This is a genomic window from Nonomuraea sp. NPDC005650, assembly GCF_040605375.1.
Taxonomy (GTDB): domain Bacteria; phylum Actinomycetota; class Actinomycetes; order Streptosporangiales; family Streptosporangiaceae; genus Nonomuraea.
Genome location: NZ_JBEXCR010000033.1, coordinates 106,101 through 128,851, shown reverse-complemented (window position 1 = coordinate 128,851; position 22,751 = coordinate 106,101). Strand labels below are relative to the sequence as shown.

The window sequence follows — 22,751 nt, the reverse complement described above, 5'->3', positions numbered from 1 at the left end:
CATGACCGTCGCGTTCACGCTGGTGGGGCCATGACCGCCGACCTGCTCGCCGTCGAGCTGGGCGTCATCTGGCGCCTCGACGCCCGGGGCCGCCTGCCGGGGCCGGAGGAGGTGGTGATCGGCGTGGCGGCCGACGGCCTGACCGCCGCGGTCTCCGCCGACGTGCCCGACCCGCTCGCCGCGCGCCTCCTCGACCTCGTCTCCCAAGGCGCCCCGCCGCCCCCGGGCGAGCCGCCGGACGTCCTGGCGCGGTGCGACGCCCTGCTGGGCGGCGGGCGGGCGGTGTCCGGAGGGCCGTGCTATCTGGTGCGGCCCCCGCTCCGGTTCGAGGTGCCGGCCGAGGTCCTCAGGTCGGACGATCCGTCGCACGCCGCACGCGTACGCCCGCTGCGGCCCGCGAGCTGGGAGCCCGAGGAGTGGGACGAGCTCGTCGCCGGCGGCGCGGGCGCGCCCTGGGCGATGATCGTCGAGGACGGGCAGGTGGCCGCGATCTGCCACAGCGCCCGGCTGACCTCCGAGGGAGCCGAGGCCGGCACCTGGACGTCACCCGCCTTCCGGGGCCGCGGATACGCGGCGGCGACCACCGCCGCCTGGGCCGGCCTGCTGCCGGGGCTCCGCCTGTTCTACAGCACGAGTGCCGACAACCACTCCTCCCAGCGGGTGGCCGGGCGGCTGGGGCTCCACGCCATCGGCCGGCTCTGGAAGCTCACGCCCGCGGGTCACGTGCCGGTGCCGCCGTAGAGGACCTCCCGTTCCCACTGTTCGCGGGGCTGGGTGTGCAGGCGCCAGTAGTGCTCGGCGATGTCGTCAGGGTCGAAGGCCGTGCCGGGCGCGACCGGTCCGGCCACGGTGACGCTGGCCACGTGCACCCCCGAGGGCCCATATTCCTGGTCGAGCAGCGCCGCCAGCGTCCGCACGCCCGCCTTGCCGAGCGAGAGGCTGACGTATCGGGCCTTGGGCTCGGGCATCCCCCCGGTGATGAGGAACGATCCGCTGCCGCGCCGGGCCATCGCGGGCGCCACGTGCGCGGCCGCGATGAGCGCCCCCACCACGTTCACGGCCCAGGCGTCCAGCTGGGCCCGCACGGTCGCCTCGTCCGGCGTGTCCGGCCGAATGAGGGCGGCGTTGTAGACGACGGCGTCCGGCGTGCCCAGCTCGGCGGCGGCCGCGTCGAGGGCCGCCTTGAGCTGGGCCTCGTCGGTGCTGTCCGCCTTGTACGCGAGCGCCCCGTCCAGATCGAATGTCGTGCCGCCACGCGAGACGACCGCGACCCGCAGCCCCTCCCTCGCGAACCGCCGGGCCACGGACCGGCCGATCCCCGGCCCCGCTCCGATGATCACGGCTCCAGGCATCATCGGCTCCTCTCCGTTGTTGTTGTCGGAAGCTTGTGATCGGAAGCTAAGGCGTCACATCGATGTGAAGGTCAAGGAGCATATGAGGATCGGAGACCTGGCCCGCCGCACCGGGGTGAGCAGGCGGCTGCTGCGCTACTACGAGGAGCAGGGGCTGCTGCGACCGGTGCGGCTGCCCAACGGCTACCGCGAGTACGGCGAGCCCGACGTGGCCTCGGTGCGCCACATCCGTACGATGCTCGCCGCCGGGCTCCCGACGACCGTCATCGCCCTCCTGCTGCCCTGCGTCCACGACGACGGCGACCGGATGGTGCCGACGGCGTGCCCGGGCATGCTGAGCAACCTGCGGAAGGAGCGCGAGCGCATCGCCGAGACGATCGAGCGGCTCCAGGCGTCCCAGCACGCCCTCGACACCCTGCTCGCCACCGTCCGGCCGGGCGCCTAGCGCGGGCCCAGGTCGGTACGCGCCTCGCCCGTGTCCGGGTCGTACGGATACGAGACGTGCTGGTGGATCATCACCCACGAGCCGTTCCGCCGCTCGAACACCCGCGTCCCCCGCGACCACGTCTCGGCGGCACCGCCTGCGCGGACCCGGTTCAGCCCCCACGCGACCGCGAGGTCCTCCCTGGCCAGGACCTTCAGGTCAGGCATGTCGAAACGGACGTCGGGCCCCTCGTCGAGGCCGCGCGCGCAGACCTGCCGCACTGCCTCGACGCCCACGTACGCGAGCGGCGCCTCGTGCTCGTACGAGACGACGTCGTCGGCGATGGCGGCCATCATGCCGTCGAGGTCCTTGGCCGCGGTGCCCTCGTACCACCGCTCGTGCACCCGCCGCACCTCCCGCGCGGCCGCCCCGTCGTCGGCGGTCGGGAACGAGTGGTGCTCGTGCGCGACGACCCACCGGCCGCCCTCCTTGCGCAGGCCGAGCGTCAGCCGCAACAGCCGGCCGTCGTCGGCGGGCATGCCGCAGCGCAGCAGCGCGTACGCGAAGGCGACGTCGTCACCGGCGACGACGTCCAGCGACTCGATCTCGAACGCCGCCCCCTGCGCCTGCCACTCGAAGAACGGCGGCCAGGCCTTCTCGTACGCCTCGATGCCGCGGACGTCCTGCGGCACGTCGAACATCACGATGTCCGCGGCGTGGTCCGCGAGCACCGTGTCCAGCTCGCCGCGGTGCACCGCCTCGGCCCAGCGCAGGATCAGGTCGCGGATCTGGTCTTCGTTCGTGGACATGGGCGGGGTCCTTCCGGGTCGACGTCTTCGTTCCGGACGTACAACCCGGGCGGATCCCGAAACTCATCGCACCTCCGCCGGAAGCCCGAAATCGGCGAACCCGGCCTCCAGGAACGCCACCACCTCCGCCACCCGGCCATCCCGCACCACCAGCAGGTCCAGCCCCGCCGGCAGGTAGGCCGCCCGCTTGTCGTCCCACATGTACGTGCCGAACGCGAGCTGCCCGTTGGCCCGCGCGGGCAGGAACCGCCAGCGATGCTTGAGCGGCCCGCCGAGCAGGAACCCCCGGATCCCGTCGTGCCCCTCGAACCAGGCGGCCAGCGGCGGCATCGAGTACTTCGCGTCCTCCGCCAGCATGGCCACGATCGCGTCCACGTCACCGGCCTCCCAGGCGGCCGCGTACCGGCGGGCCAGCTCGCGGCTCCCCGCCTCGCCCAGCTCGTCGAGGGTCTGCCGCTGGGTGCTCGGGGGGAGCAGTCCGGCGAGGTTCGCCCTGGCCCGCTGGAGGGCGCTGTTGACCGCCGCGACCGTGGTGTCCAGCAGGTCGGCGACCTCGCGGGCGGCGTACCCGAGGACGTCGCGCAATAGCAGCACGGCCCGCTGCACGGCCGACAGGTGCTGCAGCGCCGCCACGAACGCCAGCTCCACGCTCTCCCGCGCCACCACCCGCGCCTCGGGCCCCAGCTCCGCCGTCCACCCCATCAGATCGTCCGGGTACGGCTCCAGCCAGGCCACCTCGCCACCGGCCGGGTCGAGGTCGGCGGGCAGCTCGCGGCGGCCCCGGCGTCCGATGAGGGTCAGCGACCTGTTCGTCGCGATTTTGTACAGCCACGGTCTGATCGACCCGCGGTCCTCGAACCGCGCCAGGTTCCGCCACGCCCGGTCCAGCGTGTCCTGCACGGCGTCCTCGGCGTCGTGAACGGAGCCCAGCATCCGGTAGCAGTGGGCCCGCAGCTCGTCCCGCAACGGCCCGACCAGCCGCCCGAACGCCACATCGTCCCCGCCCCGCGCCGCGGCCAGCAGCTCCGCCGCCGTCGCCTCGTCCGCCATCACCTGTCCCCCTCCCGATGCGCCCAAGCTACAGCGCGCCCGGATCGCCGTACTCTGCCACGATTGGGGCGAGATGACGACTCACTGCGCCCCCGTTGACGGTCGCGGCCCCGGCGCTGGGCCGGTGCAGCCCCAGGATGACGCGCATGGTGGTGGACTTGCCGGCGCCGTCGGGGCCGAGGGACCCCGTCACCCGGCCCGGCCGCACTGTGAAGGGCGGAAGATCCCGTACGGCGGTGACGCCGCCGTATCGCTTGGTGAGCTCCCGTACCTCGATCATGCCTTCGACGCTGGAAGAGGGCCCTGCGGCGGACGACCGACCAGAGGCTGAACCTCGCCGCCCCGGACCTCCGCCTAAAGCAGCAGCGTCAGGCCGCCGATCGTGTAGCAGACCATGAGCACGAACAGCGGGATCTGGCCCGCGACCGCGCGGCCGGGCGGCAGGAGGCGCACCGAGCGGTCGTGGGCCGCCACCACGCCCACCACGTGGCCGATCACGATGGCCAGCACCTGGACGGTGGCGATCGCCGCGGGTTCGACGGCGTTCGGGTCGGGCTCGGCGGCCACGCCCACGGCCAGGAGGATGCCGTGCCGGCCCTCGATGACCAGGAGGGAGAAGTAGTGGGCGATGAGGTAGCCGGTGGCGATCGGCACCAGCGAGTGGGCGAAGCGGGCGGTCAGCCCTGCGGTGCCGCCGATCAGTCCCGCCGCGCCGAGGCAGGCGGCGTACAGGAGGGCCACGCCGGCGACGGCCGCGAGCAGGCCGAGCGTGCCCAGCCCGGTGCGGCCGAGCGGGCCTGACTGGAGGGCGTTCACCCAGGCGGGGGTGCCGGAGAAGCCGTCGTACGCGGTGCCGCCGAGCAGGACGCAGACGGTGGCGACCAGGCCGGGGGCGGGCCGGATGGCGTCGAGGCCGTCGAAGGGATTGCGTAGGACGCGCTCGCCGTTCGCCCGCCGGCCGAGGGGTGACAGGTGGCCGATCAGCGTCGAGTACACCTCGAACGGGTCGCCGCGTTCCAGCCAGGCGTGGCCGTACGCGAGGGTGCCCGCGAGCTGTGCGGCCGCGTACAGGACGCAGAACGTCAGCAGGGTGAGCGGGGCCGCGGGCTCGGGGGCGACCAGCTCCGTCCAGGTGAACGCGAGCAGGCCCGCGGCGGCGGGCCAGTAGCCGAGCCCCGGCGGGAGCGGCCGCCGGGGCCGGTCGGGCAGCAGCCGGAACGGGCTCAGCGCCCGCCACACCGGGCCGAGCAGCAGCGAGGCCGGGACCAGACCCACCCAGAAGAGCACATACACCAGGTACGGGCCCGCGTTCCCGTCGGCGGGGCCGGCCGCGAGCCAGCCGATCGTGTAGCCGGCGGCGAGCAGGGTCAGGACGCGGGCCGGACGGCCGGGCAGGCGCAGCGGGATCAGCAGGCCCGCCCGGTCGCCGCGGAAGCGGGAGTCCGCCCAGAGCAGCCCGAGCGCCAGGAACGAGACGACGAGCGCCGCGAAAGCGCCCGCGTAGGCGTAGAAGAGCGGGATCGGCAGGTCGCCGCGCGTGCCGATCCCGTGCGCGAGGACCCCCGCCGTCACCGGACCGCCAGTTGCGTCAGGACCAGCTTGCTCTTGTGGGTCTCCACCTCGAACACCCCGGTCAGGCCGGCCGTGAAGCGCACGGTCGCGGGCACCCCCGGCCGCAGCTCGGCCTCGATGTCGTAGCCGTGCACGTGCAGCTCGTCGGCCACGTCGCTGGTGACCGTGATGCTGACCCGCTGCCCCTTGGCCACCTCCAGCCAGCCCGGCGGCGGGCTCACCTGGCCGCGGGCGACGGTGATCCGGGCGTCCGCCTGCCCGCTCGGCGCCCGCGTGGCCACCTCGTGGCTGTTGCCCGGATCGTGGTGGGTCCGCGACAGCGGCCCGCACCCCGTGACGAGCCAGCACGCCAGCGCGCACCCCGCCACCCGGACGCTCACGCGGGCACCCCGGCCCCGGCCGGGCACGTTCACGCGGGCACCCCGGCCTCGGCCGGCTGCTCCTCCGCGGTGCGCCCGCGCCGCGGAGCCAGCACCACGACCGCGCAGAGCACCCAGATCCCGGTCAGCAACCCCCGGATCCACCCCGGCCCCAGCGGAATGGCCGGGATCAGGTACACCAGCCGGTCGAAGGCGTCGGCGCAGGCCAGCGCCCCCACGACGATCGTGAGCAGGCCGAACGCCGGCCGCCTCGCCCGCAAGGCGGCCCCCAGGCAGAGCCACCACGTCCCCATGAGCAGCAGCGCGACCCCGGCCTGCGACATGTTGTCCACGGCCGCCGCCACCACGTCCAGTACGAGCCCGGCGGCCCCCGCGACGCTCCCGGCCAGGATCAGCCGGTGCCTGCGCCGCACGACGGCCGTCACCGCGGGCACCACGCCGTTCCCCGACGGGTCGCCGTCGCCCTCGTGCCGGCGCGCGCCCCGCCGCGAACGCCACCAGAACAGCCCCAGCAGCAGTCCCAGCACCGCCGAGCCGCCGAGGGCGAGCTGCGCCTCCACCTTGCCGAGCCCCGACGCGCCGAACCAGTCGCACCCGGCCGGCAGGCGGGCCTGCGAGGCGCTGAAGTCCGCGCACAGATACAGCTTGATCAGCTTCACGGGCTCGGCCACCAGGCGGTTCGCCCCGCCCGACAGCGCGGGCGCCGCCTCGGCGCAGACCGGCAGGACGGCGGGCGAGGACGCGCCCGTGTCCCCCTGCCAGCAGTTGCCGGTGCCCTGCCCGTCCCACCACACGTCCAGCCCGTTCGGCCGCCGCTCGCCCGTCGGGCTCACGCCGAACACGTTGCCCTCGTAGCGGTTGTAGTCGGAGGTGTCGGCCTGCTTGGCCAGGTCGTTCTCGCCCCTGATGAACGCGGGCACCCCGAACAGCTGGAAGGCCGCCCGCCGGTGGCCCCAGACGCGGTTGTTCCTGAAGATGTTGTAGTTGCCGCCCGCGACCAGGATGCCCGTCCCCGGGGGCACGCCCACCTGCGAGCACACCACGCCCCGCTCGTAGCCGCGTTCGGCCGGGGGTTTTGCGCAGGTGCCGTCGCGGGTGTGGCGGTAGTAGTCGCGGTTGTTGTCGTAGATCTTGTTGTTCTCGAACTTGGCGTGGTTCTGCGGCAGGCCGGGGTGGGAGGGCCAGAGGCTGTCCATCGTGGCGCCGACCATGTTGTCGTAGAACTCGTTGTCGTGCACCCACATCGAGTCGCCCGCGGTGCCCGAGTAGCCGAGCGCGTTGTCGTGGCTCTTGCAGCGGCGGATCTCGATCGCGTACCTGGGCACGTCGTGGCCGCGGCCGTTGTTGAGGTTGGAGGCGCTGCCCGGGTAGAGGCCGCCATCGCCGTTCCCGTACGCCTCGCAGTCGGTGTAGAGACCGTGGTCGCTGGCGAAGGTGAGGAAGCCGTACTCGTCGTTCCAGCGGGTGAGGACGCGATCGATGACGAACCCGTCGGTTTCGAGCACGTACAGGGAGTTGAACGTGGTGCGCTGGGCGGTGAAGTTCCGGAAGTAGACGCCGTCGGTACGGTCGGCGCGGACGGCGTTGAGCTTGCGGTACTCCGCGTCGATCACGACGTCGAGCGGGCCGGCCCCGGTGCCCTCGATCTGCAGGTCCTTCTTGCCGAGGATGGCGACGAGGTTCTGGTTGTGAGGGCAGCGCAGCTGCTGTTCGAAGGAGAGGATCTGGTAGCCCCACGTGGACCAGCGGGCGGGGAGCTGGGCGCAGGCGCCGGTGGGGGCGGGCTGGCTGGGCTCCTCCCGGTAGAGTCCGGGAAGAATGGCGATCGTCATTCCTGGCCGATTGACCTGGTCGACGGCCTCTTGGAGATGCCTAACCCCTTTTTGTCGACATTTTGCGAAAAGGTCGAGGTTGCGGGCTTTGAGCTCGTCCGGAAATTTCGCGATTCGACGCTCAAAGTCGGCTTTATCGGTCTTGCAGACCAGCAGATCCGGCTCCCCGGACCGCACCACCGGCACCGTCCCCGTACCGTCAGGCAGCGTCACCGGACGCTCCTCATGGGCGAGGGCGGCGCCGCCGGGTAACAGCAGACCTGAGGTGAGCGCGACGATAGTCGCGATTCTTCGCATGGGGGGCATGGCCGCGAGAGTAGAACAATGCTCACGTTCTGCCTAGGCCAGAACGATCACACCTGCGGCCACCCCGGGCAAGGCCCGGCGGAGGCGGCCGAAAAACACGCCTCCGCCGGGAGTCGTCAGCCCCGGGGACCGGTGGCCGTCAGGGCGCCATTCCTTCCAGAACGACGTCCACGACGCGTTCGGCGAGATCTGGGTCGAGGTCGCCGGCCGGAGCCCACTTGGTGTGCCAGAGCATGGTGCCGCTGAGGAGGGCCATGCCCATGGAGACGTCCAGGTCGGCGCGGAGCTCGCCGGTGGCGATGCCGCGCTCGATCACGGCGCGCAGCGCCTGCCGCCGGGGCTCGATGGCCCGTTTGACGAACCGGTCCATCAACTGCGGGTGCCGATCGGCCTCGTTCATCGCGATGTTCATCACGCAGCGGTTGCGGGCCACGCCCGACTCCTTGCGCATCGCGTCGAGCAGGGCGATCAGGTCGTCGCGCACGGACGTACCCGTGAGCGCGGGCACCGGGGCCTTGAGCGTGGCGAGGGCGTCGACGACCAGGTCCTCCTTGCTGGACCAGCGCCGGTAGATCGTCGTCTTGCCGACGCCCGCCCTCGACGCGATGGCCTCGATGGACAGCTCGGAGACTCCCATGCCCTCGCCGATCAGATCGAGGGTGGCCTCGATGATCGCCTTCTCGGCCTTCTCGCTGCGCGGGCGCCCTGCCGGACGGGCAGTCCCTGATTCCTGGATCGTCATCGCTGCCTCACCGTACATCTACATGCTTCGTTGCTGTGAGAGGGGAGGAAACGCGGAACGGCTGGGCACGTCGCCCGGGCCGGTGCGCCGCGAACCTCAACCTCTCCTCCTCTCCGCGCGAGATCATTCGGGGTCCCCCGCCTACCGTTCCAGACGGGGGAGGTCGTCAAACCACAGCCGGTTCTTTCTGCTCCGCCTGCGTGACCGGGCGTGCCTTGCCCGGCATCCACTTTGCCACCACCGCGACACCGACCAGCGCGATCACCGCCGAGACCAGGGCCGTGACGTGCATCCCGTCGACGAACGCGTCGAACGCGGGCTTGATCAGCGCCTGGCCCCGCTCACCGAGCGCCTGGGCGACGCCCATCGTCTGGACGATCGACTCGCCCGCGGTGTGCTGGACGTCGGCGGGCAGCCCGGCCAGCGAGGGCGTGATCTCGCCGCGGTAGTTCGACGACAGCACCGAGCCGAGCACGGCCACGCCGAGCGCGCCGGCGACCTGGCGGACGGTGTTGCTCATGGCCGAGCCGACACCGGCCTTCTCCCTGGGCAGCGACTCCATGATGGCAGTGGTCGCGGGCGGCATGATGTTGGCCATCGCGGCGCCCTGGACGAAGAAGATGACCTCGATCAGCACGATCGGCGTGTCCTGGTCCATGAGCGCGTAGCTGGCCAGGGCCCCCGTCACCACGATCATGCTCACGGTGGCCGACAGCTTGGCGCCGAACCGCTCGTTCACCCGCTGGCTGAGCGGCGCGAAGATGAGCTGCGCGGCGGCGAACGGGATCATCAGCGCCCCCGCCTGCACCGGCGAGAAACCCAGCACCGTCTGCAGGTAGAAGGTCAGGAAGAACATCCCGCCCATCATCGCGAAGAAGACGATGCCCATCATGCCGATGGCCGAGCTGAAGCGGACGTTGCCGAAGTTGCGGACGTCGAAGATGGGGTGGTCGATGCGCCGCTCCCACCAGACGAACACGCCCAGCACCACCAGCCCGAGCAGCGTCGGCACCAGGACCTCCGCGCTGAGCACGGTGCCGAGGCCGCCGCCGCGGATGATGCCGTACACCACGGCCACCAACCCGATGATCGACAGCAGCACACCGACCGGGTCCAGCTTGGACGGCTTCGGGTCACGCGACTCCGGTACGAAGGTCGCGATGAGGATCATGGCGACGATCACGATCGGCACGTTGATCAGGAAGACCGAACCCCACCAGAAGTGCTGGATCAGCAGGCCGCCCGTGATGGGCCCGATCGCCACGGCGAGCCCCACGCCGCCGGCCCACACGCCGATCGCCTTGCCCCGCTCACCAGGCGGGAAGACGTTGGAGATGATCGCCAGGGTCGCCGGCATGATCGCCGCCCCGCCGATGCCCATCGCCGCCCTCGCCAGGATCAACTGCGTCGGATCCTGCGAATAGGCGCTGGCGAGCGAGGCCAGCCCGAACAACGCCATGCCGATGAACAACATCCGCTTGCGCCCCGTCCGGTCGCCGATCACCCCGAACGTGAACAGCAACCCGGCGAACACCAGCGTGTAGGAGTTGATCGCCCACTCCAGCTCACTCTGCGTCGCCCCCAAACCGACCGTCTTGTCGGCGATGGTCTTCATCGCCACGTTGAGGATGGTGTTGTCCAGCACGACGGCCAGCAGGCTGAACACCAGGACACCAAGGATCCCCCACCTGCGTGGATGGCCCGCGTGCGGGTCCACGACTACCTCTTTCATGAAGAGCCCCCCAATTTCGATACGTACGAGTTTCGCAACGACACCGTATCGCAAGGTATTCCGATACGCAACGGTCCCGTTTCGTAAACCCTGGGTTAACTCCGCCCAACGCCCCCGCGCCGCCACCGTGCCCGGCCCGAAATCCTGTCGTCGCCTTCGGACACGCAGGAAGCGAGGCGGCGCACGGCCGAACTCCCGGACGGCGAGGCCGGGCGGGTCCTGGCCGCCGTACCTCGCCACGGGCAGCGAGCGAAACGGCGGCCACCGGCGTCAGGCCCGGCGGTGTCGACGCGTCGCCCGGCCGCATGCGCACGCGACCATCGGACCGGGGTCCACCGGCCGCCCGACCCCATGCGCGCACGGCCATCGGACCGGGTCCACCGGCCGCCGATCACCGGGCCGGGGCAGGCCGACCGGTCACCGGCTCAAGGGGCCTCGACTGGTGCCGGCGGAGGCTCGGCGAGCGCCGGTGCGGCCGTGGCCGAAGAGGTGACCGTGGCCGAAGGGGCGGGCGTGCTCGAAGGGGCGGGCGTGGCCGAAGGAGCGGCTGGAGGAAATGCCTCGGCGGAGGGAAGGGCCTCGGCGGGGCGGCGGGGCCAGAAGGGGGCGGCGGCGAGCACCATGGCCACTCCCACCAGGCCCGCCAGCACGAACGCCCACGACGGCCCGCTCCCGTCGATCACGGCCCCCGCGATGGGGGCCGAGCTCGCGCCGCCGATCAGCAGGGCCGTGCCGTGGAAGCCCATCGCCTCGCCCCGCGCGGCGGAAGGCACCCACCGGGAGAGCACGTCGACCGTGGCCGACAGCGACGGCGCGCAGAGGATGCCCGCCGGGATGAGCATCACGACCAGCCACTGCCACCCGCTCACCAGGCTCACGGGAATCGTGAGCAGGCCCATGGAGGCGATGAGCACCAGGGGCGAGAAGCCGCGCGACAGCCCGCCGTACACGAAGCCGCCGATGAGGGAGTAGACGCACCAGATGGCGACGGCGAGGCCGACCCACTGGGTCTGGCCTGCGTTGTTCATGGTCGCGACCAGGGACAACTCCGTGGCCGTGAGCACGAACGTGGCCGCCGCCGTCGTCCCGAGCAGCGCCACGAACCCGGGCGTCAGCCACTGCCGCCTGGACACCTTGATCGACTGGGCCGCCAGCTCGTCGGCCGACCGGGTGGGCGGGTTGAGCACGATCAGGGCCAGGCCCGCGGCCGCCGTGCCGACGCAGATGACCGTCATCGTCACGCGGCTGCCCAGCGTCGTCAGGCCCGCCACCGCGAGCGCCGGACCGACCATGTACGACAGCTCGACCAGCATCGAGTCGAGCGCGAACGCGCTGCGCCGCTGGGGCACCGGCACCAGGGCGGCCAGGCACTGCCTGGTCACGCTGAACACCGGCAACGCCAGCAGCCCCGCCACGGCCGCCGTCCCGACCAGGACCGGGAACGGCAGCGCCCACGCGCACGCCCAGAACACCGCCTGCGCCACGGTCGTGACGATGAGCACGGGACGCAGGCCGTGCCGGTCGACCAACCTCCCCGACAACGGCGAGCCGATCGCCATGCCGATGGTGTTGGCCATGGTGACCAGCCCTGCCTTGCCGTATCCCAGGTCGAGGGCCACGGCGACGTGCAGGGTGAGCGTCATGCCCATGGCCGTGGACGGAACCCGCGCCAGCAGCCCCACCAGCAGCAACGCGGGAACGCCCGGGATCTTGAACAGTCGTCGGTAAGGGGCGAGAGCCATGTCGTTTCAACCTCCCCACAGATTCTGGCAAGAGGCACCGACAGTTTCGCCACAGGTTTTTCGGCCCGTGACGGCCCGTGACATCATCGGAAGGAGTCCGGGGACGCCACTGGGGCGCCTCGAGACGTTTTCTGGAGGGTTCACACATGTCCTCTTCAACCACGCTGTACGGGGGCGTCGCCGGGCGCCGGGTCACCGTTCGCGACCTCGCCGCCGCCAAGGAGCGCGGAGAGCGGTGGCCCATGGTCACCGCCTACGACGCGATGACGGCCAGGGTCTTCGACGGCGCGGGCATTCCCGTCCTGCTGGTGGGCGACTCGGCGGCCATGGTCGTCTACGGGTACGACTCCACGATCCCCGTCACGGTCGACGACCTCCTGCCCCTGACGGCCGCCGTCGTGCGCGGCTCGTCCCGGGCGCTGGTGGTCGCGGATCTGCCGTTCGGGTCGTACCAGGCCTCCCCCCAGCAGGCGCTGGAGTCGGCCGCTCGCTTCATGAAGGAGGCCGGCGCGCACGCCGTCAAGCTGGAGGGCGGCCGCCGCGTCGTGCCGCAGGTGGAGGCGCTGGTCTCGGCCGGCGTCCCGGTCATGGCCCACCTCGGGCTGACCCCGCAGTCGGTGAACGTCCTGGGCGGCTACCGCGTCCAGGGGCGCGGCCAGTCGGGCGACGAGCTCATGGCGGACGCCAAGGACCTGGAGCGGGCGGGGGCGTTCTCGGTGGTGCTCGAGTGCGTGCCGGCGGACCTGGCGGAGCGGGTGACGGCGTCGCTGACGATCCCGACCATCGGCATCGGCGCGGGCGCCGGGACGGACGCGCAGGTGCTGGTCTGGCAGGACCTGATGGGGCTCACCCCGCATCCCGCCCGGTTCGTCAAGCGCTACGCGGACCTGGCCGCCGAGATGGACCGCGCGGTCCGCGCCTTCGCCACCGACGTGACGACGGGCGCCTTCCCGGCCGCCGAGCACACGTACAACTGACGTCGACCCGGCCCCGGCGCCAGTACGGCCACCGCACGGCCGGACCAGGCGCTCGGGGCCGAAGCGTCCGGGGGCGGGCGTCCAGGAGCACCCACCCGGAGCCAGGCGTCAGGTGTCAGGTGTCAGGGGCCTGGACGTCGGCGCGAGCTCGGGGCCGGGGGTGGGTGTGAGGTGTGAGTGCGGGTCAGGGGGTGGTGAGGGTGCCGGGGTCGGTGTTGGAGCCGCACAGCACCACGGCCACCCGCTCCCCAGGAGCCGGGCTGTACGCGCCCGCCAGCAGCGCCGCGTACGCCGTCGCGCCCGCGGGCTCGGCCGCCACCCGGTGCCGCGCCCAGAGGGTACGCCGGGCCTCCACGATCGCCTCGTCGCTCACGAGCACGCTCTCCACCCGAGGCGAGGAGAGGATCTCGAACGCGATGGCGCCGAGCTTGGTGGCGCCCAGCGCGTCGGCGGCCACCCCGCTCACCTCGACGGGCACCGGATGCCCCGCCCGCAGCGCCTCGCGCAGGGTCGGGATCCGCTCGGGCTCGACCGCGACGATCCGCGGCCCGGCCCCTGCCCCACCCCCGGACGCGCCTCCGGACGCGCTTCCGGACTCGGCCCCGGGCGCGGCTGAGGTGCCGAGTGTGATGCCGGCGGCGAAGCCGCCCCCGCCGACGGCGACGACGACCGTGTCCACGCCGCCCGTCTGCTCGGCGATCTCCAGCCCCGTGGTCCCCTGGCCCGCCACCACCTCGGCCTGGTCGTACGCGTGCACCGACAACGCCCCCGTCTCCGCGGCGCGCTTGGCGGCGGCCTCGGCGGCCTCCGAGTAGATGGCCCCGGTCTGCGTGACGTGCGCCCCCAGCGCCGCGAGCCCCGCGACCTTCACCGGGCTCGTCACCTCGGGCACGAAGATCTCCGCCCGCACCCCCAGCTCCCGCGCCGCGTGGGCGACGGCCAGCCCGTGGTTGCCGCCGCTGGCGGCGATCACCCCGCTGGGCGGCAGCTCCCCCGCCGACAACATCCGGTTGAAGGCCCCGCGGACCTTGAACGACCCCGAGTGCTGCAGCAGCTCCAGCTTGAAGAAGACCCCGGGCGAGACCTCCAGCACCGGCGTGCGCAGCACGAGCCCGTCGATACGGCTGGCCGCGGCCAGCACATCCGAGTAATCCACACCGGCCACTATGCCAGCGCCTGCGACACGTCGGCCCACAGGTCCTCCGGGTGCTCGATGCCCACGGCGATGCGTACGGTGCCCTCGCCGATCCCGTTCCTGGCCAGCTCCTCGGCGTTGAGCGAGCGGTGGGACGTCGTGGCCGGGTGCAGCACGAGCGTCTCCACGCCGCCCAGCGAGGGGGCCAGGAGCATGAGACGTACGGAGCTCATGAACCGCTCCCCCGCCGCCCGCCCGCCGGCGAGGTCGAACGAGAGCACCCCGCCGAAGTCGGACAGCAGCTTCCCGGCCAGCTCGTGGGAGGGGTGCGTGGACAGCCCCGGCCAGTGCACGGCGGTGACGGCGGGGTGGGAGGCGAGGCGGGTGGCGAGGAGGCGGGCGTTGGAGCAGTGGCGCTCCATGCGCAGGGCGAGCGTCTGCAACCCCCGCAGCGACAGCCAGGCCGCGAAGGGGTCGGCGGAGGCGCCCAGCTCGATCGCGAAGTGCCACACCTTCTCGTAGAGCTCGGCGGAGGCGAAGACGGCGAGCCCGCCCACCACGTCGGTGTGGCCGGACAGGTATTTGGTGGTGGAGTGTACGACGATGTCCGCCCCGTGCTCGATGGGCCGGCAGAGCAGGGCCGTGGCGAACGTGTTGTCCACCACGGACAGGATCCCCAGCTCGCGGGCCGCCGCGCACATCCCCGGCAGGTCGGCGACCAGCGTCATCGGGTTGCTGATCGTCTCCAGGTAGACGAGCCTGGTCTCGGGGCGGACGGCGGCGCGCAGGGCGGCGGGGTCGTTCTCGGGCACGTACGTCACCGTGATCCCGAACCTGCCCACCAGGTCGTTGATCATGGCGGCGGTCCCGCCGTACAGGGCCTTCTGCGCGATGAGGTGGTCGCCGGGCTTGAGCAGGCCGAGCAGGACGGTGTTGATCGCGCCCATGCCCGAGCCCGTGGCGATGGCCCCCGCCCCGCCCTCCAGCCCGGAGACGGCCTGCTCCAGGGAGCGGACGGTGGGGTTGGTGTAGCGCCCGTACACGAAGGGCCCGTCGGCCCGCCCCATCGCGTCGGCCATCACGGCGGGGTCGTCGAAGATGAATCCGGAGGTCTGGTAGATCGGCACGGTGATCGGCCGGCTGCCCTCGACGACGGGCTGCGGCAGGTGGACGGTGCGCGTCTCTGGACGAAGCTCAGGGGGACGAGATTCGGTCATACGTCAAGGATCTCCCGCGGAACGGTCCGGCATCAGAGCCAATACTGCAGAATTGGTCCATGAATGGGGCCAATCTCGGCGACGGCGACCTCGTCGATCTCCTGGGCCGCTGGGCGTCGGGCCGCGGCCCGCTCTACCTGCTGCTCGCGGCCCGGCTGCGGGCGCTCATCGACGACGGCGTGCTGCCGCCCGACCAGGCGCTCCTGCCGGACCGGGCCCTGGCCAAACGGCTCGCGGTGGGCCGGGGCACCGTGGTGGCCGCGTACGACCTGCTGCAGCAGGAGGGCCGCGTGGTGCGCCGCCAGGGCAGCGGCACCCGGGTGGCCGCGCTCGACCTGCCCGCGACGCGGACCGCCGACGGCGTGGCGGCCAACCCGCTGCTGCTGCACATCCTGCACCCGCCGGACGGCGTGCAGCTCCTGACGTGCGCCGCGCCGCACGACATGCCGGCCGCGATGTTCGAGGCGTACGAGGAGGCGGGCGCCCGGCTGGCGAACGGCCGCGAGCTGGGCTACCAGCCGGCGGGCAACCCGGCCCTGCGTGCCGCGCTGGCCGCCTACTACACCGGCCGCGGCGTGCCGACGACGGCCGAGGAGATCATCGTGACGACGGGCGCCCAGCAGGCGCTCACCCTGCTCACCGGGCTCCTGGTGGCGGCCGGCGACACCGTGCTGACCGAGACGCCGACGTACCCGGGCGCGCTGGAGGTCTTCCGGCACGCCGCCGCCGTCGTCCGCCCCGGGACGGCGGAGGACCTGCGCGAACGCCCCACGCTGGCCTACTTCGTCCCCACCAACCGCAACCCGGACGGCGCGGTCATGGCCAACCCGGCCCGCCGGCGGCTGGCCGCGCTGGCCGCCGAGCACGACGTGCCGCTGATCGACGACGAGGTGTGCGCCGAGCTCGGCTTCACGGGCGAGACGCCGCCGCCGCTGGCGTCGTTCGAGCGGGGGGAGCACCTGATCACCGTCGGGTCGCTGAGCAAGCTCGTCTGGGGCGGGCTGCGGGTCGGGTGGATCCGCGCGGCGGCGCCGCTGGTGTCGCGGCTGGCCAGGCTGCGGGCCGTGCACGACCTCGGGGGCGAGGTCTTCAGCCAGCTGGCCGCCGTGGCGCTGCTGCGCCGCCTGGAGGAGGTACGGGCGGCGCGCGTGCGCACGTTGCGCCGGCGCCACGACCATCTGTGCGCCGAACTGCGCGAACGGCTGCCGTCATGGGAGTTCGGGCCCGCGCTCGGCGGCCACACCATCTGGGTGCGGATCCCGCGCGGCGACGTGGACTCCTTCGCCCAGGTGGCCCTCAGGCACGGGGTCGCGGTGCCGCCGGGGAGATCGTTCGACCCGCTGGGCGGGCACGCCGACCGCATGCGCCTGCACTTCCTGTTCCCCGAGGACGAGCTTTCGCGAGCGGTGAACAACCTGGCCGCGGCCTGGGCGGTCTTCGACGGCGCCGATCACCCGGTCTCCCGCCACACCCTGGTCGTCTGACAGTGTGGGCCTATGCAGACGACCTTCGTGCTCGTGCACAGCCCTTCCGTCGGGCCCTCGACCTGGGCTCCCGTAGCCGAGTCGCTGGAACGCCGCGGCCACGCGGCCGTGGTGCCCGACCTGACCGGCGTGACGGCGGGCGGGCCGCCGTACTGGCCGCGCGTGGTCGAGGCGGTGCGCGCGGTCACGCCTGACACGCCCGTCGTGCTGGCCGGGCACAGCAACGCCGGGTTCTTCCTGCCGTTGATCAAGGAGGGGCTGGGCGAGCGGGTGGTGGCGTGCGTCTTCGCCGACGCGCACATCCCGCCGCGCGAGGGGTTGGTCAGGACCGCGGAGGAGAGCTTCCTGCCGTTCCTGCACGACCTGGCCGGGCCCGACGGCGTGCTGCCGCGCTGGACCGACTGGTGGGACGAGGAGGATGTGGTGGCCATGCTGCCCGATCCCGCCGTACGCATCAGGGTGGCGGCGGAGCAGCCGCGGCTGCCGCTCGACTATTACACCCAGCCCGTCCCGGTGCCCGCCGGGTGGGACGACGTCAGGTGCTCGTGCCTGTGGTTCGGGTCGCCGTACGAGCAGGTCGCCGAGGAGGCGGCGCGGCGGGGCTGGCCCGTGACCCGCCTGCCCGGCCTGCACCTGCACCAGCTCATCGACCCCGAGGGGGTCACGGACGCGCTGCTCAAGCTCTCGCGCAAGTCTTGACTGCTCCCCGCATGAAGGCGGGGATTCCTGGCTCACGCCGCCTGGCTGTCCGGCAGACAGTCGGGTCTTACGCGATCAGCACCAGCCGGGGCCAGACCAGCCCGGACGAGCATCACGCGGGCGGAGTTCTTGTCCCTGGGGGATTCGGCTCCGCACGCGGTGCAGGTGTAGGTGCGCTCACCCAGCGGCAGTGCATGCTTGGCTCTCGCTCCGCACTGCGCGCAGTCCATCGTGGTGTGCGCGGGGTGTACCAGGCGGACGTCCCGCCCATGCTTGCGGCCCATCTCGATCAAGGCCTTCTTGGTGGCGCCGATGGCGGCGTCGGCGGCCTTGCGGGCCATGGTGGACTTGGCCAGGAACTTCGGCTTGAAGTCCTCCACCGCGAGCACGTCGTGGTCGCGGACTACGGCTTTGGCCCACTTGCGGCCGGTGTCCTGACGCTGCCGGGCCACTTTCTTGTGCAGCTTCGCAGCCTGCTGCTTCGCTTCGCGGTAGCCGTTGGAGGCGGCCTGGCCGCGCTGGAGCTTTCGGCGGGCCATCATCCGCTGGTAGCGGGCCAGCTTCGCGGCGGCCTTCCTGCCATGCTCGGCATGGGGGAGGTCGTGTGCCCTGCTGGTGGTGGTCGCGGTCTCCTTCACACCCCAGTCGATACCGATCACCCGGCCCGTTTCGAGCAAGGGCGCGGCCTCAGCGGGGACGACGAAGGATACGTACCAATGGCCGAGACTGTCGCAGTACACGCGCACCGACGACGGCTCGGCGGGCAGATCCCGCGACCACACCACGGTCGCCACGATGCCGCCGGCCAGGTGCAGGCGGCCATCCTTGAGGCGGAAACCGCGCTTGGTGTAGTTGAGGGTCGGGCCGGCCAGGTCCTTCTTCTTGAATCGCGGCATCCCGGCCCGCTGCCGCACCGGCTGGCGCTCGGCGATGTCTTTCAACGCCTTGGCCCGGGACTTGCCGAAGTCCCGGATGATCTGCTGCTGCGGGACGCAGGAGCCCGCGCGCAGCCACGGCGTGATCCGGCGGGCCTCGGTCAGCATCTTGTCGAGCTGGGCCGGGCCGCAGGTCCGCTTGTCGCCGGGGTTGGCCTGGTTGTGCAGGTAGGTCTGCTGGGATTTGGCGACGCACTCGTTCCAGATCCACCGGCAGCGGTCCCACTCGGCCAGCAGCGCCATTCGGGCGGTGGACGACACGCGAAGCCGGTAGGTGTACCTGACGCTCCCGGCCCCCTCCCCACCCTCCTCTAGTGTCACCATGACACCATTCTACCACTACACTCGGTGACATGGATCACGAAGTGCGCATCACCCTCAGGCTCCCGGCCGACCTGCATGCGTGGCTGATTTCGCAGGCCAAGGCTGCTCGCAGGTCCCTCAACTCCGAGATCCTGCACCGGCTGGAGACCAGCCGCAGTGGGCCCACCACCGACGACGAAACGTCCTGACGGCGTCCCCTTTTGCAACCTGGAGGGGTCCCCATGAAGTTGGCTCCGAAACCATTCGATACCTCCACCGTACTTCACGGCGTTTCCCCCATGCAGGTCTACGGCGAGTCCAGCGGGCCAACGGCTGCACGCCGCGCGGCGGCCAACCCGAGGGGTTCCCAAAGGGACCTAGCCGAAGTGCGACCGGCCCCAGGTCAGATGTCGGTGATGCGGAGCCCGGCGTGGGCCTTGTAGCGGCGGTTCACGGAGATGATGTTCGCCGTGAGCGCCTCGATCTGGTGCGAGTTGCGCAGCCGCCCCCCGTACACCCCGCGCACGCCCGGGATGACCTCGGCCAGCGCCTGCACCGTGTCGGTGGCCTCGCGGTCGTCGCCGAGCACCAGCACGTCGAGGTCCACCTTCTCCACGGCCGGGTCCATCAGCAGGACCGCCGACACGTGGTGGAACGCGGCCACCACCCGGCTCTCGGGCAGCACCGCCGCCGCCTGCTGCGCCGCGCTGCCCTCCTCCACCGGCAGCGCGTAGGCGCCCTGCTTGTCGAACCCGAGCGGGTTCACGCAGTCGACCACGATCTTCCCGGCCAGCTCGGCCCGCAGGGACTCCAGCAGCGCCTTGTGCCCCTCGTACGGCACCGCCACGATCACGATGTCGGCCTCGGCGGCGACGGCGGCGTTCGCGCCCCCGGTCGCGCCCGACCCGATGTCACCGGCCGCGTCCTGGGCGCGCTGCTCGCTGCGCGACCCGATCAGCACCCGGTGCCCCGCCAGCGCGAACCGCCGCGCCAGCCCCTTCCCCTGGTCACCGGTGCCGCCGAGGATGCCGATGGAAAGCCCGCTCACGTCTGTCATAAGCCCGATCATGCCAGCTCGGCCGCGGCGTGACCGCCAGGGGGGTGGCCGGGCCCTGTCGCGCGGGCCCGGCCGCCCCACGAGCTAGCAGTTGCCGATGGCGGGCAGTCCGAGGATCCGCAGGGCCAGCCACTCGATGGCCAGGGGCCCTCCCTCGATGGCCCCCGTGACGTGGTCCGGCGCGGGCAGCGCGGTCCACCGGACGTTCACCCCGGCCCGGCAGTACTCGGACCGCAGCGTCGAGCCCACGGAGAGCGGGATGGTCTGGTCCCCGCGCGCGTGGTACAGGAACATGGGCACCCGCGGGGCCACGGCGCCCAGACGGTTCTCCCCGAGCCGGGCCAGCCACTTCGGCTGGTCGAGCAGGTCGATCGGGCTCAGGTCGGAGAAGCTCAGCCCGGCGAGCTTGCCGAGGTCGCCCACGCAGTCGTCGGCCGCGTCGGCGAGCAGGGCGCGGCCCCGATCGTTGAGGTCGGCCTGCAGGTTCAGCTCGGGGTAGGCCGCGTCCAGCCCGACCCCGGCCGCCGCCGCCAGCCCGAAGTCGGCCCCGCCGTCCAGGTGGTCCGCGACCGCGTGCAGGTCAGCGGGCACGCCTCCGGCCGCGACGCCCTTGAGCCGCAGCTCGGGTGCGTACGAGGGCTGCAACTGGGCCGCCCACCCCGCCGACGCACCGCCCTGGGAGTAGCCCATGACGGCGACGGGCGCCCGGCTCGACAGCCCCGACCCGGACACGCGGGTGGCGGCCCTGATCGAGTCGAGCACGGCGTGCCCCTGCGAGATCCCGACCATGTACGTGTGCTGCCCGGGCGTGCCGAGCCCCTCGTAGTCGGTGATGGCCACCGCGTACCCCTTGAGCAGGAACAGGCTCACCAGCGCGAGCTCGGCCTCCTTGCCCTGGCTCATGCCGGCCGAGGGGGCGCACTGGTCGCCGAGCCCGTGGGTGCCGACGGCGTACCCGACGATGGGGCGCGCGCCGAGCGGGTAGCCGCTCTTGGGCACGAGCAGCGTTCCCGACACGGTGTTGATCGCGCCGGTGGCGGACGTGGAGTTGTAGAGGAGGTGCCAGGCGTTGACCGGGACCTCCAGGAGCTTGCCCGGCAGGAGGTAGACGGTGGTGGGCTGGGCGGAGACCACGTCTCCCGGAGCCGCCGCGCGGGCCGGGGTCGTGATGAGGGACATGATCAGTAACAGGACCAGGGACATGCTGACGCGGACACGTAAGGACATGTGCCGCCCCTCTCCGTGAGGACCACATACTTGGGACGGCGGCGCCGCGAGCCGATCGTTACCCGGGAGTAACCTCCTGTCAAGGCCCGAAATGACGGGGAAACTCGGCTGGTGTCAACACATCACTCCCGAATCAGCCACCCCGCGGGTGCGCGTCAGGCACCATGGGGACATGGACTCAGGATCGGTGGCACTGCTGCGTGAGCTCCTGGCCGAGACCGGCTGGCTCGAACGCGCCCGCGAGCTGGGCGTCGCCCTGCGTGCCACCCGCTCGCCCGGCGGCCTGCTGCTGGTGGGCACCCCCGACGACGAGCCCTGGCACCTGACCGCGCACCTCGCCGACGAGGCCAGGTTCTCCGGGCTGACGCAGCTCACGCCCACGCTGGTGCGCTGGGCGCCGCCCGCCGACGCGCCCGCCCACCTGCGCGTCGGCATCGAGCGGCTGGAGCGGGCGGCCCGGGGCGAGACGCTGTTCGTGCTGGCCGAGCGGGAGGCGCCGGTGCCGCTGCTCGAACGCGTCGACGACGCCCGGCGCACGGGCGCGACCATCCTGGCCATCGGGGGCGGCGACCGGGAGCTGACCGGGCTGGCGCACGACTCGATCGAGGTGCCGCGCGACGGGCTGGTGACCTTCGACGGAGCTCAGCACCTGGTGAGCACGGCGGCCGGAGAGCCCGAACGCCGCCCCGGCCTGCGCGAGCGCCTGGCCCGCCTGCTCGACAAGGTCAGCGGCCCCCAGCTGACCGACTAGGGACGCCTCCCCGACAAGGCCGGCGGCCCCCGACGGCCGGCTAGGGACGCGACCGCCCCGGTTCGGCGGCATGTTCGGCGGCACTGGCGGGGCTGTGCAGGCGCCCGCTCAGCGACGCCTCCAGCGCCGCCGTGGCCTCCTCGATCGCGCCTATCACCACGGCCTGCACGGGGTCGGGCTCCCCCGACCTGGTACGGCTCACCCGCGTGACGGCGTCCAGCCTGCGCGAGCCCACCTCACGCACCTCGCTCACCCGCACCTCGCCCTCCGGCACGTCCAGCAGGGCCAGCGCGGGCACGATCGCCACCCCGTGCCCGGCGGCCACCAGCGAGAGCGTGGGCCCGAACTCCGTGATGACGTGTGCCTTGCGCGGCTCGATCCCGTGCAGCCCCGCCAGCCGCTCCAGCGCCTGCCCGCACGCCTGGTTCGGCTCGCTGGCCACCCACGGCAGCCCCAGCAGCTCGGCGACCGAGTCCGGGTCCGGCCAGTCGGGCGGCAGCACGACGCGGTATTCGTCCACATAGAGCAGCCGCGTGCTCAGCGACGGCTGCGACAGGCCGGGCACGCCCATGTCCTGCTCGGTGATGAGCACGTCCACCGCGCCCATCCGCATCTCCTGCAGCGCGGGCTGGCCGTAGATCTCGTGGATGACCGGGGTGATCTTGGGATGGCGCACGGCCAGGTCGCGCATGGCGGGCACCAGCATGTGCCTGATGACCGTGGGGAAGGCCGCGATGCGCACCGGCCCGGCCAGACGCTCGGTGAACCGGGTGAGCTCGCGCCTGGCCTCCAGCAGCTCCTCCTCCACGCGCTCGGCGTAACCGGCGAGCACGCGCCCGGCCGGGGTGAGGGAGACGCTGCGCTGGGAGCGGTCGATGAGGGCCAGCCCGACCTCGCGTTCGAGCTGGGCGAGCTGCTGGGAGACGGCGGAGGGGGTCAGATAGAGCGCTTCGGCGGCCCGCATCACGCCGCCGCGGCGGGCGACCTCGTGCAGGATCCGCAGCCGCCGTGGATCAATGTCCATG

The 22,751-nt window shown here is 72.4% G+C and carries 22 protein-coding genes and 1 pseudogene; 7 read left to right on the top strand and 16 right to left on the bottom strand.

All coding sequences use genetic code 11. The features are described from left to right. The first annotated feature begins 30 nt into the window (after window positions 1-30). The gene (locus ABZS69_RS44645) at window positions 31-741 is read left to right on the top strand and encodes a GNAT family N-acetyltransferase (RefSeq protein WP_355383763.1); all 711 of its coding nucleotides are present in this window, start codon (window positions 31-33) and stop codon (window positions 739-741) included. Here the strand turns inward: ABZS69_RS44645 and ABZS69_RS44640 are convergent. Beyond that, the gene (locus ABZS69_RS44640) at window positions 720-1,355 is read right to left on the bottom strand and encodes an SDR family NAD(P)-dependent oxidoreductase (protein ID WP_355383760.1); all 636 of its coding nucleotides are present in this window, start codon (window positions 1,353-1,355) and stop codon (window positions 720-722) included. The two genes, ABZS69_RS44645 and ABZS69_RS44640, sit on opposite strands and share 22 nt — an antisense overlap. A 79-nt stretch (window positions 1,356-1,434) precedes the next feature. On the opposite strand from ABZS69_RS44640, the gene ABZS69_RS44635 reads away from it, so the two are divergent. After that, window positions 1,435-1,797 (top strand): MerR family transcriptional regulator, encoded by a 363-nt coding sequence (locus ABZS69_RS44635; RefSeq protein ID WP_355383757.1) that lies wholly within the window; start codon window positions 1,435-1,437, stop codon window positions 1,795-1,797. Here ABZS69_RS44635 and ABZS69_RS44630 read toward each other — a convergent pair. From ABZS69_RS44630 to ABZS69_RS44590, 9 genes and pseudogenes are all read right to left on the bottom strand, one after another. After that, complete coding sequence (locus ABZS69_RS44630; protein WP_355383754.1) at window positions 1,794-2,585, bottom strand: nuclear transport factor 2 family protein; 792 nt, start codon at window positions 2,583-2,585, stop codon at window positions 1,794-1,796. The two genes, ABZS69_RS44635 and ABZS69_RS44630, sit on opposite strands and share 4 nt — an antisense overlap. A 63-nt stretch (window positions 2,586-2,648) precedes the next feature. Further along, window positions 2,649-3,635, bottom strand: a complete 987-nt coding sequence (locus ABZS69_RS44625) for a sigma-70 family RNA polymerase sigma factor (protein ID WP_355383752.1) — start codon at window positions 3,633-3,635, stop codon at window positions 2,649-2,651. Between the two features lie 76 nt (window positions 3,636-3,711). Further along, window positions 3,712-3,915 (bottom strand): annotated as a pseudogene (locus tag ABZS69_RS44620) (ATP-binding cassette domain-containing protein); the annotation flags it as partial. Between the two features lie 74 nt (window positions 3,916-3,989). Beyond that, on the bottom strand, window positions 3,990-5,207 hold the full coding sequence (locus ABZS69_RS44615) for a hypothetical protein (RefSeq protein ID WP_355383749.1): 1,218 nt from the start codon (window positions 5,205-5,207) through the stop codon (window positions 3,990-3,992). Beyond that, the gene (locus tag ABZS69_RS44610) at window positions 5,204-5,587 is read right to left on the bottom strand and encodes a hypothetical protein (protein ID WP_355383746.1); all 384 of its coding nucleotides are present in this window, start codon (window positions 5,585-5,587) and stop codon (window positions 5,204-5,206) included. The genes ABZS69_RS44615 and ABZS69_RS44610 overlap by 4 nt, the downstream gene beginning before the upstream one ends. A gap of 29 nt (window positions 5,588-5,616) precedes the next feature. After that, the gene (locus ABZS69_RS44605; protein ID WP_355383743.1) at window positions 5,617-7,419 is read right to left on the bottom strand and encodes a right-handed parallel beta-helix repeat-containing protein; all 1,803 of its coding nucleotides are present in this window, start codon (window positions 7,417-7,419) and stop codon (window positions 5,617-5,619) included. A 445-nt stretch (window positions 7,420-7,864) separates the two neighbouring features. Further along, on the bottom strand, window positions 7,865-8,467 hold the full coding sequence (locus ABZS69_RS44600; protein WP_355383741.1) for a TetR/AcrR family transcriptional regulator: 603 nt from the start codon (window positions 8,465-8,467) through the stop codon (window positions 7,865-7,867). Between the two features lie 166 nt (window positions 8,468-8,633). After that, entirely contained in the window at window positions 8,634-10,199 is a 1,566-nt protein-coding gene (locus ABZS69_RS44595) for an MFS transporter (protein WP_355383738.1), read from the bottom strand. A gap of 425 nt (window positions 10,200-10,624) precedes the next feature. Continuing rightward, complete coding sequence (locus tag ABZS69_RS44590) at window positions 10,625-11,941, bottom strand: MFS transporter (RefSeq protein ID WP_355383735.1); 1,317 nt, start codon at window positions 11,939-11,941, stop codon at window positions 10,625-10,627. Window positions 11,942-12,087: 146 nt separating this feature from the next. Between ABZS69_RS44590 and panB the strand changes: the two genes are divergently transcribed. Continuing rightward, window positions 12,088-12,918: a 3-methyl-2-oxobutanoate hydroxymethyltransferase gene (gene panB, locus ABZS69_RS44585; RefSeq protein WP_355383732.1), complete on the top strand. Its 831-nt coding sequence runs from the start codon at window positions 12,088-12,090 to the stop codon at window positions 12,916-12,918. A 184-nt stretch (window positions 12,919-13,102) separates the two neighbouring features. On the opposite strand, the gene ABZS69_RS44580 is transcribed toward panB, so the two are convergent. Then, window positions 13,103-14,074 (bottom strand): pyridoxal-phosphate dependent enzyme, encoded by a 972-nt coding sequence (locus ABZS69_RS44580; protein ID WP_355383729.1) that lies wholly within the window; start codon window positions 14,072-14,074, stop codon window positions 13,103-13,105. A gap of 8 nt (window positions 14,075-14,082) precedes the next feature. Then, on the bottom strand, window positions 14,083-15,270 hold the full coding sequence (locus ABZS69_RS44575) for an aminotransferase class I/II-fold pyridoxal phosphate-dependent enzyme (RefSeq protein ID WP_355383726.1): 1,188 nt from the start codon (window positions 15,268-15,270) through the stop codon (window positions 14,083-14,085). A 59-nt stretch (window positions 15,271-15,329) separates the two neighbouring features. On the opposite strand from ABZS69_RS44575, the gene ABZS69_RS44570 reads away from it, so the two are divergent. Together ABZS69_RS44570 and ABZS69_RS44565 are read left to right on the top strand one after the other, a co-directional pair. Beyond that, on the top strand, window positions 15,330-16,754 hold the full coding sequence (locus tag ABZS69_RS44570) for a PLP-dependent aminotransferase family protein (RefSeq protein WP_355383723.1): 1,425 nt from the start codon (window positions 15,330-15,332) through the stop codon (window positions 16,752-16,754). Between the two features lie 12 nt (window positions 16,755-16,766). Beyond that, window positions 16,767-17,453 (top strand): alpha/beta hydrolase, encoded by a 687-nt coding sequence (locus tag ABZS69_RS44565; RefSeq protein ID WP_355383720.1) that lies wholly within the window; start codon window positions 16,767-16,769, stop codon window positions 17,451-17,453. A 32-nt stretch (window positions 17,454-17,485) separates the two neighbouring features. Here ABZS69_RS44565 and ABZS69_RS44560 read toward each other — a convergent pair whose 3' ends face one another. Continuing rightward, the gene (locus ABZS69_RS44560; RefSeq protein WP_355383717.1) at window positions 17,486-18,712 is read right to left on the bottom strand and encodes a transposase; all 1,227 of its coding nucleotides are present in this window, start codon (window positions 18,710-18,712) and stop codon (window positions 17,486-17,488) included. 29 nt (window positions 18,713-18,741) lie between these two features. Here ABZS69_RS44560 and ABZS69_RS44555 point away from each other — a divergent pair, with 29 nt between their 5' ends. Then, window positions 18,742-18,900: an Arc family DNA-binding protein gene (locus ABZS69_RS44555; RefSeq protein WP_355383714.1), complete on the top strand. Its 159-nt coding sequence runs from the start codon at window positions 18,742-18,744 to the stop codon at window positions 18,898-18,900. 194 nt (window positions 18,901-19,094) lie between these two features. Here ABZS69_RS44555 and npdG read toward each other — a convergent pair whose 3' ends face one another. Both npdG and ABZS69_RS44545 read right to left on the bottom strand, forming a co-directional pair. Further along, window positions 19,095-19,748, bottom strand: coding sequence for an NADPH-dependent F420 reductase (gene npdG / locus ABZS69_RS44550; protein WP_355383711.1), 654 nt, complete (start codon window positions 19,746-19,748; stop codon window positions 19,095-19,097). An 84-nt stretch (window positions 19,749-19,832) separates the two neighbouring features. Further along, window positions 19,833-20,975, bottom strand: coding sequence for a lipase family protein (locus ABZS69_RS44545; protein ID WP_355383709.1), 1,143 nt, complete (start codon window positions 20,973-20,975; stop codon window positions 19,833-19,835). Between the two features lie 172 nt (window positions 20,976-21,147). Between ABZS69_RS44545 and ABZS69_RS44540 the strand changes: the two genes are divergently transcribed. After that, on the top strand, window positions 21,148-21,726 hold the full coding sequence (locus ABZS69_RS44540) for a hypothetical protein (protein ID WP_355383706.1): 579 nt from the start codon (window positions 21,148-21,150) through the stop codon (window positions 21,724-21,726). Between the two features lie 40 nt (window positions 21,727-21,766). Here ABZS69_RS44540 and ABZS69_RS44535 read toward each other — a convergent pair whose 3' ends face one another. After that, the gene (locus tag ABZS69_RS44535) at window positions 21,767-22,750 is read right to left on the bottom strand and encodes a LysR family transcriptional regulator (protein ID WP_355383703.1); all 984 of its coding nucleotides are present in this window, start codon (window positions 22,748-22,750) and stop codon (window positions 21,767-21,769) included. Window position 22,751 lies beyond the last annotated feature (1 nt).

Excerpts from the sequence above, each read along its gene's own strand:
- ABZS69_RS44645 (WP_355383763.1), top strand. The coding sequence starts at position 31 with ATGACCGCCGACCTGCTCGCCGTCGAGCTGGGCGTCATCTGGCGCCTC.
- ABZS69_RS44640 (WP_355383760.1), bottom strand. The coding sequence starts at position 1,355 with ATGATGCCTGGAGCCGTGATCATCGGAGCGGGGCCGGGGATCGGCCGG.
- ABZS69_RS44635 (WP_355383757.1), top strand. The coding sequence starts at position 1,435 with ATGAGGATCGGAGACCTGGCCCGCCGCACCGGGGTGAGCAGGCGGCTG.
- ABZS69_RS44630 (WP_355383754.1), bottom strand. The coding sequence starts at position 2,585 with ATGTCCACGAACGAAGACCAGATCCGCGACCTGATCCTGCGCTGGGCC.
- ABZS69_RS44625 (WP_355383752.1), bottom strand. The coding sequence starts at position 3,635 with ATGGCGGACGAGGCGACGGCGGCGGAGCTGCTGGCCGCGGCGCGGGGC.
- ABZS69_RS44605 (WP_355383743.1), bottom strand. The coding sequence starts at position 7,419 with ATGACGATCGCCATTCTTCCCGGACTCTACCGGGAGGAGCCCAGCCAG.
- ABZS69_RS44600 (WP_355383741.1), bottom strand. The coding sequence starts at position 8,467 with ATGACGATCCAGGAATCAGGGACTGCCCGTCCGGCAGGGCGCCCGCGC.
- ABZS69_RS44595 (WP_355383738.1), bottom strand. The coding sequence starts at position 10,199 with ATGAAAGAGGTAGTCGTGGACCCGCACGCGGGCCATCCACGCAGGTGG.
- ABZS69_RS44590 (WP_355383735.1), bottom strand. The coding sequence starts at position 11,941 with ATGGCTCTCGCCCCTTACCGACGACTGTTCAAGATCCCGGGCGTTCCC.
- panB (WP_355383732.1), top strand. The coding sequence starts at position 12,088 with ATGTCCTCTTCAACCACGCTGTACGGGGGCGTCGCCGGGCGCCGGGTC.
- ABZS69_RS44575 (WP_355383726.1), bottom strand. The coding sequence starts at position 15,270 with ATGACCGAATCTCGTCCCCCTGAGCTTCGTCCAGAGACGCGCACCGTC.
- ABZS69_RS44570 (WP_355383723.1), top strand. The coding sequence starts at position 15,330 with ATGAATGGGGCCAATCTCGGCGACGGCGACCTCGTCGATCTCCTGGGC.
- ABZS69_RS44565 (WP_355383720.1), top strand. The coding sequence starts at position 16,767 with ATGCAGACGACCTTCGTGCTCGTGCACAGCCCTTCCGTCGGGCCCTCG.
- ABZS69_RS44560 (WP_355383717.1), bottom strand. The coding sequence starts at position 18,712 with ATGGTGACACTAGAGGAGGGTGGGGAGGGGGCCGGGAGCGTCAGGTAC.
- ABZS69_RS44555 (WP_355383714.1), top strand. The coding sequence starts at position 18,742 with ATGGATCACGAAGTGCGCATCACCCTCAGGCTCCCGGCCGACCTGCAT.
- npdG (WP_355383711.1), bottom strand. The coding sequence starts at position 19,748 with ATGACAGACGTGAGCGGGCTTTCCATCGGCATCCTCGGCGGCACCGGT.
- ABZS69_RS44545 (WP_355383709.1), bottom strand. The coding sequence starts at position 20,975 with ATGTCCTTACGTGTCCGCGTCAGCATGTCCCTGGTCCTGTTACTGATC.
- ABZS69_RS44540 (WP_355383706.1), top strand. The coding sequence starts at position 21,148 with ATGGACTCAGGATCGGTGGCACTGCTGCGTGAGCTCCTGGCCGAGACC.
- ABZS69_RS44535 (WP_355383703.1), bottom strand. The coding sequence starts at position 22,750 with ATGGACATTGATCCACGGCGGCTGCGGATCCTGCACGAGGTCGCCCGC.